The 12369-nt window shown below is 66.2% G+C and carries 12 protein-coding genes and 1 pseudogene; 3 read left to right on the plus strand and 10 right to left on the minus strand.

Annotation, left to right across the window (positions count from 1 at the left end):
* The 8 genes and pseudogenes from VMJ11_RS30270 to argB form a co-directional block, all read right to left on the minus strand.
* A pseudogene (locus VMJ11_RS30270) lies at positions 1-258 on the minus strand (hypothetical protein); the annotation flags it as partial.
* Positions 255-1649: an AmpG family muropeptide MFS transporter gene (locus VMJ11_RS30275; RefSeq protein WP_325624527.1), complete on the minus strand. Its 1395-nt coding sequence runs from the start codon at positions 1647-1649 to the stop codon at positions 255-257. The pseudogene VMJ11_RS30270 and the gene VMJ11_RS30275, both read right to left, overlap by 4 nt.
* Before the next feature lie 79 nt (positions 1650-1728).
* Entirely contained in the window at positions 1729-2337 is a 609-nt protein-coding gene (gene metW / locus VMJ11_RS30280; RefSeq protein WP_042265442.1) for a methionine biosynthesis protein MetW, read from the minus strand.
* Positions 2334-3479, minus strand: a complete 1146-nt coding sequence (gene metX / locus VMJ11_RS30285) for a homoserine O-succinyltransferase MetX (RefSeq protein WP_325624529.1) — start codon at positions 3477-3479, stop codon at positions 2334-2336. The genes metW and metX overlap by 4 nt, the downstream gene beginning before the upstream one ends.
* A gap of 334 nt (positions 3480-3813) precedes the next feature.
* Positions 3814-4398 carry an HdeD family acid-resistance protein gene (locus VMJ11_RS30290; protein ID WP_325624531.1) on the minus strand — a complete coding sequence of 195 codons (585 nt, stop codon included), beginning with the start codon at positions 4396-4398 and terminating at the stop codon, positions 3814-3816.
* An 82-nt stretch (positions 4399-4480) separates the two neighbouring features.
* A complete protein-coding gene (slmA, locus tag VMJ11_RS30295) occupies positions 4481-5167 on the minus strand; it encodes a nucleoid occlusion factor SlmA (RefSeq protein ID WP_325624532.1) in 687 nt (228 codons plus the stop codon).
* Positions 5168-5210: 43 nt separating this feature from the next.
* Positions 5211-5978 (minus strand): pyrimidine 5'-nucleotidase, encoded by a 768-nt coding sequence (locus VMJ11_RS30300; protein ID WP_325624533.1) that lies wholly within the window; start codon positions 5976-5978, stop codon positions 5211-5213.
* Positions 5979-6028: 50 nt separating this feature from the next.
* Complete coding sequence (gene argB / locus VMJ11_RS30305; protein WP_325624534.1) at positions 6029-6928, minus strand: acetylglutamate kinase; 900 nt, start codon at positions 6926-6928, stop codon at positions 6029-6031.
* Positions 6929-7225: 297 nt separating this feature from the next.
* Between argB and VMJ11_RS30310 the strand changes: the two genes are divergently transcribed.
* Positions 7226-7462, plus strand: coding sequence for a cysteine-rich CWC family protein (locus VMJ11_RS30310; protein ID WP_325624536.1), 237 nt, complete (start codon positions 7226-7228; stop codon positions 7460-7462).
* Between the two features lies 1 nt (position 7463).
* Here the strand turns inward: VMJ11_RS30310 and VMJ11_RS30315 are convergent, their stop codons facing one another.
* Positions 7464-9089, minus strand: coding sequence for a hypothetical protein (locus tag VMJ11_RS30315; protein WP_325624538.1), 1626 nt, complete (start codon positions 9087-9089; stop codon positions 7464-7466).
* Between the two features lie 120 nt (positions 9090-9209).
* Between VMJ11_RS30315 and VMJ11_RS30320 the strand changes: the two genes are divergently transcribed.
* Positions 9210-10658 (plus strand): ATP-binding protein, encoded by a 1449-nt coding sequence (locus VMJ11_RS30320; RefSeq protein ID WP_325624539.1) that lies wholly within the window; start codon positions 9210-9212, stop codon positions 10656-10658.
* An 18-nt stretch (positions 10659-10676) separates the two neighbouring features.
* Positions 10677-11219: a response regulator transcription factor gene (locus VMJ11_RS30325; RefSeq protein WP_325624540.1), complete on the plus strand. Its 543-nt coding sequence runs from the start codon at positions 10677-10679 to the stop codon at positions 11217-11219.
* A 70-nt stretch (positions 11220-11289) separates the two neighbouring features.
* Here the strand turns inward: VMJ11_RS30325 and hslU are convergent.
* A partial coding sequence (gene hslU, locus VMJ11_RS30330) for an ATP-dependent protease ATPase subunit HslU (protein ID WP_325624542.1) occupies positions 11290-12369 on the minus strand: 1080 nt, incomplete at its 5' end.

Raw genomic sequence — 12369 nt, forward strand, 5'->3', positions numbered from 1 at the left:
GTTTGCCACGCCGTTCGCCGTGCCCGTTGGCACATTGTTCGCGCCGTTGCTTCCGTTCGCAGCGGGTGCTGCAGCGCTACCGGGCAGGGCTGCTGATGCGCTCGTGCTGGCCGGGTTTTCGCCCCACGCATTCAAGGTGGAAAAGGCCGGCAGGGCCAGCGCGACAGCCAGCGAGAGCACGCGGGCGCGCACGCCGCTGCACCGCGCAATGCGCTGCGGCGCGCGCGGGCTTTCCACGGCGGTCTCATGCGTGCTCACGACCGGATTCTCCACGGGGCGATACGAATGAGCAGGAGCATACCCGGTACGGCGAGCGCCGTGCACACGATGAAGTAGTCGAACCAGCCGATCTGCGCGACCACGTAGCCGCTCGCGGCGGAGGCCAGAGTGCGAGGCACCGAGGCTAGGCTCGTGAAGAGCGCGAACTGCGTGGCGGTGTAGCGCGGATCGGTGGTGCTCGCGATATACGCGGTGAACGCGGCGAGCGTGAGTCCCGTCGCGAAGGTCTCGAAGCCGTACACGAGCGCGAGCGCCACGGCGCGCGGATCGAGCGTGAGCTGCACGTTCGCGCCGAAGATGCCCGCGACCGAGGAGAGCGCGCGGCTCACGGCGAGCGCCGCGTCGTAGATCGCCGCGAGCGTGGGCGAGTCTGCGCCTAGCTGCGCGAGCCACGCGAAGCCGAGCGTCGAGATCATCTGCAGGAAGCCGAAGATCCACAGCCCCCGCCCGATGCCGATCTTCACGAGCGCCACGCCGCCGATGATGCCGCCCGCGAGGCTCGCGCCGAACGCCGTCATCTTGGCGATCACGCCGATCTCGGTGCGCGAGAAACCGATGTCGAGGAAGAACGATGTGCTGAGCGTGGTCGCCATCGTGTCGCCGAGCTTGTAGAGAAAGATGAACGCGAGCACGAAGAGCGCGGCCGCCAGCCCGTCGCGCCGCACGAACTCGGCGAAAGGCTGCACGATCGCCTGGCCCAGGTTCTTCGGCGGCGCGCCATGCACTTCGGGCTCCTTCACCACGAGCGTCATGATCATGCCGGGAATCATGAATGCCGCCGTCACGACGAACACGGTGCTCCACGGGAGGTGGTCGGAGAGGATCAGCGCGAGCGAGCCCGGCACGAGCGCGGCGATCTTGTACGCGTTCACGTGCACGGCGTTACCTAGGCCCTGCTGCGTATCGGTGAGCAGCTCGCGCCGGTAGGCGTCGATGGCGATGTCCTGGCTCGCGCCGAAGAAGGCCACGAGCGCCGTGAGCGCGGCCACGGTCCAGATGGACTCTTTCGGCGAGACGTAGCCTAGCGTCGCGATGGCGAACGCCACGAGAATTTGCGTGACGAGCATCCAGCCGCGCCGCCGCCCCGGGCGCCAGCCCGGCAGGCGCGGCACGTAGCGGTCCATGAGCGGCGCCCAGATGAACTTCCACGTGTAGGGAAACTGGATCAGCGCGAAGAGGCCGATTTCCTTGAGATTGACGCCCTCGGAGCGCAGCCACGCCTGCACGAGATAGACGAGCGTGAAAAGCGGCAGCCCCGAAGTGAAGCCGAGGAACACGCAGATCAGCATGTGCGTATTCAGGTACGCACGCCAGCCGGGGTGGGTTTCGTGAGCGGTAAGAGCGGGGGCCTCGTGGGGCGGATTCGGCATGTCGTCGTTGGCGGCGGCGCGCAGTATTGCGATGTGGCAGGTGAGTCGGGCAGAAAAACTCGCGACGCCGCGCACGGCGTCATTTTTTTCTCACGCGATAGACCGCAAGACTACCACGCCAGTTCACGCCCCAACGAACGGTCTGCCCCCCATGGAGCACGGCGCGGTCGAGAATCTCGATGCCGACTTCGGGCGCGAGCGCCTCGAAATCCTTGACGGTCAGCACACGCACGTTCGGCGTGTTGTGCCACTGGTAGGGCAGCGACTTCGAGACCGGCATGCGCCCGCGCAGCACCGAAAGCCGGTGCGGCCAATAGCCGAAGTTCGGGAACGAGACGATGCACTCCTTGCCCACGCGCGCCGTTTCGCGCAGGATCGCGGCGGTCTGGTGGATGGTCTGCAAGGTCTGCGAGAGGATCGCGAAGTCGAAGCTCGCGTCCTCGAAGAGGCGCAGACCGTCTTCGAGGTTCTGCTGGATCACGTTGATGCCGTTCTTCACCGAGGCGAGCACGCCCGCGTCGTTGATCTCGATACCGTAGCCCGAGCATTCGAGCTCTTCGCACAAGAGCGAGAGCAGTGCGCCATCGCCGCAGCCGAGGTCGAGCACCGTGGCGCGCGGCTCGATCCAGCGCGCGATGGTGCGAAAGTCGGGACGAGCGGAAAGACTGTCGAAAGCGCTCTGGTTCATGCGCCCACCTCGCTGGCAATACGTTCGTAATAGGCGCGCATGACGTTGTGATAGCGCGCGTCGTCGAGCAGGAATGCATCGTGGCCGTGCGGCGCGTCGATCTCCGCATAGCTCACCTGACGCTTGTGGTCGAGCAGCGCCTTCACGAGCTCGCGCGAGCGCGCGGGCGCGAAACGCCAATCGGTCGTGAAGCTCGCCACGAGGTATTTCGCCTTCGTGTGCGCGAGCGCGCGCGTGAGGTCGCCGTCGAAGGCCTTGGCCGGGTCGAAGTAGTCGAGCGCGCGCGTGATCAGCAAGTACGTGTTGGCGTCGAAGTAGTCGGCGAACTTGTCGCCCTGATAGCGCAAGTACGACTCCACCTCGAATTCCACGTCGAAGTTGAAGTTGTACTCGTCGACGGCGCCTTCCGCACGGCGCAGCGCACGGCCGAACTTCTCGGCCATGTCGTCATCGGAGAGATAGGTGATGTGGCCGATCATGCGCGCCACGCGCAGGCCGCGCCGCGGCTTCACGCCGTGCGCGTAGTAGTCGCCGCCGTGGAAGTCGGGGTCCGAGAGAATGGCCGAGCGCGCCACCTCGTTGAACGCGATGTTCTGCGCGGAGAGCTTGGGCGTGGAGGCGACCACGATGCAATGGCCGAGGCGCTCGGGATAGCGCAGGCTCCACGCGAGCGCCTGCATGCCGCCGAGGCTGCCGCCCATCACCGCGGCGAACTTCTCGATGCCGAAGCGATCGGCCACGCGCGCCTGCGCGTCCACCCAGTCTTCGACGGTCACAACCGGAAACTTCGCGCCATAGGGCTGGCCCGTGGCGGGGTCGAGGCTCATCGGGCCGGTCGAGCCGAAGCACGAGCCGAGATTGTTCACGCCGATCACGAAGAAGCGGTTGGTGTCGAGCGGCTTGCCCGGGCCGACCATGTTGTCCCACCAGCCCACGTTCTTGGGTTCGTTGGCGTAGACGCCCGCCACGTGATGCGAAGCGTTGAGCGCGTGACAGACGAGCACCGCGTTGCTGCGCGCGGCGTTGAGCGTGCCGTAGGTCTCGACCACGAGGTCGTACCCGGCGAGCGCCGTGCCGTTCTGCAGTTGCAGGGGCTCGTCGAAATGCAGTGTTTGAGGAGCGACGATGCCGATCGATTCCATTCGTTCCGCCTTGATTTTTTCGGGCGGCTAAACGGTGTCGGCGGGGCGCGGAGTGCGAAAGGATTGGCGCGGCTGACGACCTCTTTAGCCGCATTTATATCGAACTCCAGGCCGCAACCTGCGATGGCCCCGGAGTTCACGCGCCCGCAATCGAGTCAGCAAATCGGCGCGTGGGTATTGCAAAAGGAATGCAGAGTATATCGGAAAAAGTGCGAAGCGATGCGGCGCGCACGAAGGGTGTGACGATAGGCGCAAGCGGATTGGCTCAAGCGGCGCGGGTGCCTTCGCCCGCCGTGCCCTCGTGCGCCCTCGCTTCGCGCGAGAGCGCGAAGTCTCATCGCGCAGCCAGATGTTCTTTGCGCCAGCGGCGCAGCTGGATGGCCGCGACGATCATCAAGATGCCGTAGAGAACCGCGTAGGCGGCGATCACCCAGATCAAGGAGAGCGCACCCGCGCCGGGGAACATCACGAAGACGAAGCCCACCGCGGCAGAAAGCAGCCCCGAAATGCCGACCGCCCAGGGATGCGAGATGGCGCGGCGGTACTGGATGGCATAGAGGATCTCGAAGACGCCGGTGGCGAGCGCCCAGAAGCCGATGATCATCACGAGGACGACGGCGGTCTCGCCGGGCCAGAAGAACGCCACGAGTCCGGCGATCACGCCGATCAGGCCCACGACGACATAGGTCCAGCGCCGCTTGCCGCCGCCACGCGCGCCGTAGAGAAACGCGAAGGCGCCGTCGACGATCGCGTAGGCGCCCCACACGATGGCGAGCGTGAGCACGGTGAAGCCGGGCCACACGAAGGCGAGGATGCCGAACACGATGGCGGCGATGCCGCGCGCGATGAGCCAGCCCCAATGGGCGGAGAGGTTGGCGACAATGGGCGGCATGCCGGCGGTGGGAAACGGACGGTTCATGTGCGAGTTCTCCGTGGTGCGGCCCATGCTGGGCGTTCGGCGTGGCCGGCAGCGGCCCACGCGAAGACGCCGTGAGGCCGCGCTACTGAAGAATGACGCGAATCTGCTCGTCGGCGTGTTCGCTGGGCGAGCGCGTGAAGCCGCTCTGCGCGTAGCGATGCCAGCAACCCATCACGTAGCGGATGACCAGATTCGCCCGGATTGAAGGATCGTACCCCTTCGGCGCGGGCGTTGCGCGCACGTGGTCCACCCCCGATACGGCCTTGCGCTCGGCCTCCTCGGCGAGATCGACGCGCAGGCACTGGCGCAGCGAGGCTTCGACGCGGTCGAGCATCTGGTTCACGCGTTCGGCGAGCCGTTCGTGTTCGCCCACGAGCGCCTCGCAGGTCAGCACGCGCGTCATGCCGGCGTTGCGCGAGGCGAAGTTGACGAGCATGAGCGCAATGGCGCGCGCCTGCAGGACGCCGCTCGGCTCTTTTTCGACGATCTGGTTGATGAGCCCGAACAGCGTCTGTTCGATGAAGTCGATGAGGCCCTCGTACATCTGGGCCTTGCTCGCGAAATGGCGGTAGAGCGCCGCCTCGGAAACGCCCAGGCGCGCGGCCAGCGCGGCGGTGGTGATCTTCTCGCCGCGCGGCGCCTCGAGCATGGTGGCGAGCGTCTGGAGAATGTGGATGCGGCGTTCGCCCGGTTTCGGGCGGGGGGCGCGGCGGGCCGCGCCCGGCGATTCTGCTGCTTCGACTGCGTTACGCGTTTCGGTCGGCTGCATGGATATCGTCCCTGGCTTGGGCCCCTGGGTACGCTCCCCCGTTCTACTTCGAGCGTCCCGACTGCAGGCCTGGTTTCAGGGATTTTAGCGAACGAATGCGACGATCGACATAGTGGGGCCGCCCGGTGCCCGGCAGATGCGCCGGCAAGTGCCCCGTGATCCACACCGTACGGATGCCGAGGCACCGGTAGCGCTTCAGATGGCTGCGGGTGTCTTCGATGAGGATGGCATCGGCGAGCGCCACGCCCGCCCGGCGCAGCGTGGCGCGCAGCATCGCGCGGTCGGGCTTGGCGCGCCAGTGGCTGCGTGCGCGCATGCCCTCGATGGCGATCACGCGCTCGAAGATCCGCTCGATGCCGAGCGCCGCGAGCACCGCATGCGCGTAGTCCTCGGGGCCGTTGGTGAGCACGATCTTGCGGCCGGGCAGGGCGGCGAGCATGCGGGCGAGGCCGCGCTCGGCATGCAGCATGGCGCGCAGATCGTCGAACGTGTGCACGACCTTGAGGAAGTCGTGCGGATCGACGGGATGATGGCGCGTGAGGCCGAGCAGCGCGGCGCCGTAGCGGTGCGTGTAGCTCGTGCGCAGGTGGTTGGCCTCATCGCGGGTCACGCCCAGCGCGTCGATGATGTACTGCGTCATCGCCTGGTTGATAGCCGGGAAGATCGCGCGCGACGCGCCGTGCAGCGTGTTGTCGAGATCGAAGAGCCAGACGGGGGTGCCATAGCCTGGCGTGCCGGACGTGTGGGCGACGCGGCGCGGCCGGCGTCTGGGGGGCCTGGCGCACTCGGCAAGCGGGCGGGAGACGGTCATCGTGGGCGTGAGGCGCGGCGGCCGCGAGGTGCAGCCGCCGCAGGGGGCGCTCAGTGTGAGCGGATCATCGTGCCGAAGGGCTGTTCGGTCAGGATTTCGAGCAATACCGAGTGCTCGATGCGGCCGTCGATGATGTGGACCGAGCGCACGCCGCTCTTGGCGGCGTCGAGCGCCGAGGAGATCTTCGGCAGCATGCCGCCCGAGATCGTGCCGTCTTCGAACAGTGCGTCGATCTCGCGCGCGGAGAGGTCCGTGAGCAGGTTACCCGCCTTGTCCATCACGCCGGGAATGTTCGTCATCATGACGAGCTTTTCGGCGTTGAGCACGACCGCGAGCTTGCCGGCGACGAGGTCGGCGTTGATGTTGTACGACAGGCCGTCCTCGCCGAAGCCGATCGGCGAGATCACCGGAATGAAGGCGTCGTCCTGGAGCGCCTTCACGACCGCCGGGTTGATCGCTTCCACTTCGCCTACCTGGCCGATGTCGATGTATTGGCCCGGGTTGTCGCGGTCCGGCATCATCAGCTTGCGCGCGTGGATCAGGCCGCCGTCCTTGCCGGTCAGGCCGACAGCCTGGCCGCCGAAGTGGTTGATGAGCGTGACGATGTCCTGCTGCACCTCGCCGCCGAGCACCCACTCGACGACTTCCATGGTTTCCTCATCGGTCACGCGCATGCCCTGAATGAACGTGCCCTGCTTGCCGATCTTCTTGAGCGCCGTGTCGATCTGCGGGCCGCCGCCGTGCACGATGACCGGGTTGATGCCCACGAGCTTGAGCAGAATGACGTCGCGTGCGAAGCCCTGCTTGAGCCGTTCCTCGGTCATGGCGTTGCCGCCGTACTTGATGACGACGGTCTTGCCGTGGTACTGCCGGATGTAAGGCAGCGCTTCGGCCAGGATTTCGGCTTTCAGGGTGGGCGCGATCTGCGAAAGGTCGATGGGCTCGGACATGGCGGCAAAGACTGGAGAGGAAACGGACAAAACTCGCGGACGAAACCCGCGGGCGAAAAACGCGGCCGCAAAACGGTCGAAACAGGGCGGATTGTACAGGACTGGCGCGGTGCAACAGGGAAAACGGCGAGCACCGGGGCGCATGCGCAACACGCCGGTGGGAGAGGCGCGCAAGCGCGCCGGCGAGGGGGCGAGAGGCATGCGAAAAGGGCGGGAACGAGGCGGGAAAGAGGTGGTGGCCGGGATGTGGCATCATCTCGCTGTCGCCGACTCAAGGCCCCGAGAGGAGTGCGCGCCATGACCGCCTCCGCCATGCCCGCCACTGGCATGAAACGCGCCCGCTGCCCGCGCTGCGGCAACAGCTTCGACTGCGGCAGGAATACCGAACCCTTCGATTGCTGGTGCAAGTCGCTCCCCGCCTTGCCCGCGAGCGAACTCGACTCGCGCGGGCGCTGCCTGTGCCCCGAATGCCTCGCGGCGGCGGCGGCCACGGCAGCCGGCGGCGCGCCAACGGGCGGGGGCGCGAAGCGCTGAATTACGCCCTCGACGCCAGCGCCGCGAGATCGGCGCGCATCTCCCCGAGCACCGGCTCCCAGTGCCTGAACGTCTTCTGCCGATACAGCCTGGTATTGGGGTACCACGGGCTATCGCGCCGCTCGAGTTGCCAGACCCAATGCGGATTCACGTCGAGCAGCACCCAAGCGCGCTTGCCGAGCGCGCCGGCGAGATGGGCGCTCGACGTGCACACCGAAATGACGAGATCGAGCGAGTCGACGAACGCGGCGGTGTCGTCGAAGGTTTGCCATTGCGCGCTGAAATCGGTCACCTCGAAGCCTGCTTCGCGGGCGGCAGCGACGTCGGCTTGCGCGCCGGGCTGGAGCGAGTAGAACGCCACACCTTCGATGCCGCCAAAATGCCGGGCAAAACGCTCGAGCTCGACGCGCCTGAACGGATTGCGTTTATGCGTGAGGCTGCCGGTCCAGGCGAGCCCGACCTTCAGACGCGTTTCGTGCGCAAGACGCTCGCGCCATCGGGCCGCCGCGGCGGGATCAGGCTTCAGATACCCCACAGGGCCCGGAATCGTCGCCTCCTCCGTGCCGAAGATCAGCGGCAGGCTCAGCAGCGAGACTTCGTAGTCGTAGGGAGGCAGGTTTTCGACCTGGCCGCCCGTGCAGTACAGGTCGCATTGGGTGCCCACGCTGCGGGAGAGTAGCGCGCCCATGTGCGGGAACGAATTCCAGACGAGCCGGCCGCCATCGCGATGCACCCGCTCGGCGAGCATCGGCACGTAGCGGCAGAACTGCAGCAGGTCGCCCATGCCCTGTTCGCCCCAGACCAGCAAGGTGCGGCCCGCGAGCGGTTCGCCGCGCCACTCGGGCCTCGCGAACACCGGCCGGCCCGTGGCCAGTTCGCTCGCCCCCTGCCAGCGCAGTTCATGATCGGCCCACCCTTGGGCGAAATTGCCGCGCAGGAGTTGGGTCATCGACAGGTTCAGGCGTATCGAAGCATCGTTGGGCGCATACTGGCAGGCGGTGCGCGCGGCGCACTCGGCCTCGTCCCACAGTTGCGCCTCCTTGCATGCCATTGCGTAGTTGTTCAGCGCGAGCGGGCTGTGCGGTGCGAGTGCGAGTGCGCGTCGGCTCGCTTCGAGCGGGCGCGCCGGGTCGGTATCGACTGGGAGCAGATGGCCAAGATTGATCCATGCGCTGACGTTGTCGGGCTCGGACGCGACCGTTTCTTCAAGCAGCGCCAAGATCTCGCTGCTATCAAAATTGATTTGAATCAATGCTGTCGCAAGATTATTGCGAAGATTTGCAAACGTTCGGCAAATTGCCAGCGCGTGGCGGTAAGGTCGCACGGCGTCGGCGTGGCGGTTGGCAAATTGCAGTGCAAGGCCCGCCGCGAACCATCCGGCCGCTCGCTTCGGTTCGAGCCTTGCGATCGCGGCGGTGAGGCGCACGGCCTCCTCTGCCAGCGAGGCGTCCTTGGCGCGCGCCGCGAGGAGCATGAGCGTATCGTCGTCGAGGCCGCGCAGTGAGGCGCGTGCCTTTTCCAGCAATGCACGCGCGGATGCGCCGGTTATCCCGCCGCTCGCGACGTCGACGAAGTCGAGAAAGAGGCTGCGCGCGGGCTGTAGTGAATCGGGAAGCGGGGATTGCATTTGTCTTGCTCGCTTATCGGAAAGCGCCGTTGATAATGTAGTCGGTGGATGACTTAGATTGAAGCAAATCTCTTCATGATGATGAATTGGACGAGTCTTAACCGGTAAACTGGCGGCACCATGCATCGCATAACCGTCAGTGCTCGCGTCAATCTCAGCCATCTATTCTGGCTGCGCAGTCTCGCCATCATCGGCCAGCTCTGCACGATCGCATTCGTGCAACTCTTTATCGGCGTGCAGTTGCCGCTGCCCGCCATGCTGTTCGTGATCGCGATGGAAGTGGCGTTCAACGGCGTGACCTGGCTGCGCGTCACGCAGGATCGTCCCGAGTCGAATCTCGAACTGTTCGGCCAGCTCTGGGTCGATCTGGGCGCGCTCTCCGCGCTGCTCTTTCTTTCGGGCGGCACGACCAATCCGTTCGTCTCGCTCTATCTGCCCTCGCTCGCGATCGCGGCCGCCGTGCTGCCGTGGTATCTCACCGCGTGGCTCGCGTCCTTCGCCGTGGCCTGCTACGTGCTGCTCGGCTTCGACAACGTGCCGCTCAATCTCGACAATCCCGCCAACCTGTTCGACTACTATCGCGCGGGCATGTGGGTGAACTTCATGGTGAGCGTGTGCCTGATCGTGTGGTTCGTCGCGCGCATGTCGCGTGCGCTGCGCCAGCGCGACACGGCGCTCGGCGACGCGCAGCAGCGCCTGTTGCGCGACGAGCGCGCCGTGGCGCTCGGCGTGCAGGCCGCGACCGTGGCGCACGAGATCGGGACGCCGCTCTCGACCATCGCCATGCTCACCGAAGAGCTGCGCGACGTCGCGCGCACGGACAACGGCCTCGCGCCCTACGCCGCCGACCTCGAACTGCTCGACAAGCAGATCACGCTTTGCACCTCGGCCCTCGCGCGCCTGAGGAGCCGCGCTTCCTCGGAGGGCAGCCGCCAGGTGGTGAGCGAATGGCTCGGGCCGTTCGTCGAGCAGTGGCGCCTGCGCCATCCGCACGTGAAGTTCGAACTCCTTGACAATGCGCCGGACGACCTGAGTCTCGACGACACCGTCGCGGTCGGCCAGATCCTCACGATCCTGCTCGACAACGCAGCGCGCGCGAGCCGCGATTTCGTGAGCTTGCGCGCGTATCCCGCCGCGCGTGCGGGGTACGTCGATTTCGAAGTCAGCGATGCGGGGCCCGGCATTCCGGCGTCGCTGCGCGCCTCGATCGGCGCGGCGCCCGTGGACAGCACGCAGGGCGGCCACGGCGTCGGGCTCTATCTCGCGTTTTCGTCGGCGGCCCGGCTTGGCGGCTCGATCGAGCTTGCTGACGTGGCGCAGTCCGGCAGTGGCTCGGGCGAGGGAGCGGGCGGTGGCGCTGGCGGGTCCGGTAGCGAGGCGCCCACGGCTGCCGCCGCGGCCGGCGGCGGCGCCCGTGCGCGCAAAGCGCGCGGCACGCGCGCGGTGCTGCGCGTGCCGGCGAAGCAGGTAGCGACGGGTGAGGCGAATTCGGCGACGCGCGAGGCGGCGGCGTCCAGCGGTTTGGAGATTGGATCAGGCGAGGGGCCGGCCCGGCCCGACGCCGCCTAACAACACGGAGAAATAGGCATGAGCGATATGAATTTTCTGGTCATCGACGACGACGAGGTGTTCTCCGACATCCTGACGCGCGGCCTGACGCGGCGCGGCTTCGAGGTGAAGCAGGCACACAACGCGGAAGAGGCGGTCCGCTTTGCCAACCAGCAGAAGTTCGCGCAGATTACGGTGGATCTGCACCTCGGCAACGATTCGGGCCTGTCGCTCATCGCACCGCTGCGCGAACTGCAGCCCGACGCGCGCATGCTCGTGCTGACCGGCTACGCGAGCATCGCAACGGCGGTGCAGGCCGTGAAAGACGGCGCGGACAACTATCTGGCCAAGCCCGCGAACGTCGAGATGATTCTCTCGGCACTGCAAAGCGATGCGAGCGCGCTGCAGGCCGAGGAGGCCATCGAGCATCCGGCGCCGCTCTCGGTCGCGCGGCTCGAATGGGAGCATATCCAGCGCGTGCTGGCCGAGCACAACGGCAATATCTCGGCCACCGCGCGCGCGCTCAACATGCACCGGCGCACGCTGCAGCGCAAGCTTGCGAAGCGGCCTGTGCGACAGTAACCGCGCCAATGGAAAAGGGACCCCGCGGGGTCCCTTTCTTCATCCTTCGCCTTTCGGATGCAGCGCGCAGTTACAGCACATACCGCGACAGATCCTCGTCCTGCGCGACTTCGCCGAGCGCCTTGTCGACATAGGCCGCGTCGACGAGCACGCTCTGGCCCGCGTGATTACCCGCTGCGAACGACACGTCTTCCAGCAGCTTTTCGATGACCGTGTAGAGGCGGCGGGCGCCGATGTTCTCGGTCTTTTCGTTCACCGAGAAGGCGATTTCCGCGAGGCGGCGAATGCCGTCGTCCGCAAAATCGATCTTCACGTCTTCCGTTGCGAGCAGCGCCTGGTACTGCTTGACGAGGCTCGCGTCGGTCGCGACCAGAATCGCTTCGAAGTCCTTCACGGAGAGCGAATCGAGTTCCACGCGAATCGGGAAACGGCCCTGCAGTTCGGGAATCAGGTCGCTCGGCTTCGAGAGATGGAATGCGCCGCTCGCGATGAACAGAATGTGATCGGTCTTCACCATTCCGTACTTCGTGTTGATGGTCGTCCCTTCCACGAGCGGCAGCAGATCGCGCTGCACGCCCTGGCGCGAGACTTCGCCGCCGCTGCCTTCGTTGTTGCGCGAGGCGATCTTGTCGATTTCGTCGAGGAACACGATGCCGTTCTGCTCGACGTTCTGCACGGCCTTCTGCTTGACCTCTTCGTCGTTGAGCATCTTCGCGGCTTCTTCGTCGGTCAGGAGCTTCAGCGCTTCCTTGACCTTCACCTTGCGGCGCGTCTTCTTGCCGCCGCCCAGGTTCGCGAACATCGAGCGGATCTGCTCGGTCATGTCTTCCATGCCCGGCGGCCCCATGATGTCCATGCCGACTTGCGGCTGCTCCACGTCAAGCTCGATTTCCTTGTCGTCGAGCTGGCCTTCGCGCAGGCGCTTGCGGAAGGTTTGGCGCGTGGCGTTGTCACCTTCGCCATGGCTCGAATCGGACGAAGACGAGGACGAGCCGAAGCCCACCGGCCGCGCGCTCGGCAGCAGGACGTCGAGGATGCGGTCCTCGGCCTGGTCGGTGGCTTTGCTGCGCACCTTGCGCATTTCCGTTTCGCGCGTCTGCTTCACCGAGATTTCGATGAGGTCGCGCACGATGCTGTCCACGTCGCGGCC

The sequence above is a fragment of the Paraburkholderia sp. genome, from assembly GCF_035501035.1.
Classification (GTDB): domain Bacteria; phylum Pseudomonadota; class Gammaproteobacteria; order Burkholderiales; family Burkholderiaceae; genus Paraburkholderia.

Coding starts and splice junctions, on each gene's coding strand:
- VMJ11_RS30275 (WP_325624527.1), bottom strand. CDS start 1,649: ATGCCGAATCCGCCCCACGAGGCCCCCGCTCTTACCGCTCACGAAACC.
- VMJ11_RS30310 (WP_325624536.1), top strand. CDS start 7,226: ATGACCGCCTCCGCCATGCCCGCCACTGGCATGAAACGCGCCCGCTGC.
- metW (WP_042265442.1), bottom strand. CDS start 2,337: ATGAACCAGAGCGCTTTCGACAGTCTTTCCGCTCGTCCCGACTTTCGC.
- slmA (WP_325624532.1), bottom strand. CDS start 5,167: ATGCAGCCGACCGAAACGCGTAACGCAGTCGAAGCAGCAGAATCGCCG.
- argB (WP_325624534.1), bottom strand. CDS start 6,928: ATGTCCGAGCCCATCGACCTTTCGCAGATCGCGCCCACCCTGAAAGCC.
- metX (WP_325624529.1), bottom strand. CDS start 3,479: ATGGAATCGATCGGCATCGTCGCTCCTCAAACACTGCATTTCGACGAG.
- VMJ11_RS30320 (WP_325624539.1), top strand. CDS start 9,210: ATGCATCGCATAACCGTCAGTGCTCGCGTCAATCTCAGCCATCTATTC.
- VMJ11_RS30325 (WP_325624540.1), top strand. CDS start 10,677: ATGAGCGATATGAATTTTCTGGTCATCGACGACGACGAGGTGTTCTCC.
- VMJ11_RS30290 (WP_325624531.1), bottom strand. CDS start 4,398: ATGAACCGTCCGTTTCCCACCGCCGGCATGCCGCCCATTGTCGCCAAC.
- VMJ11_RS30300 (WP_325624533.1), bottom strand. CDS start 5,978: ATGACCGTCTCCCGCCCGCTTGCCGAGTGCGCCAGGCCCCCCAGACGC.
- VMJ11_RS30315 (WP_325624538.1), bottom strand. CDS start 9,089: ATGCAATCCCCGCTTCCCGATTCACTACAGCCCGCGCGCAGCCTCTTT.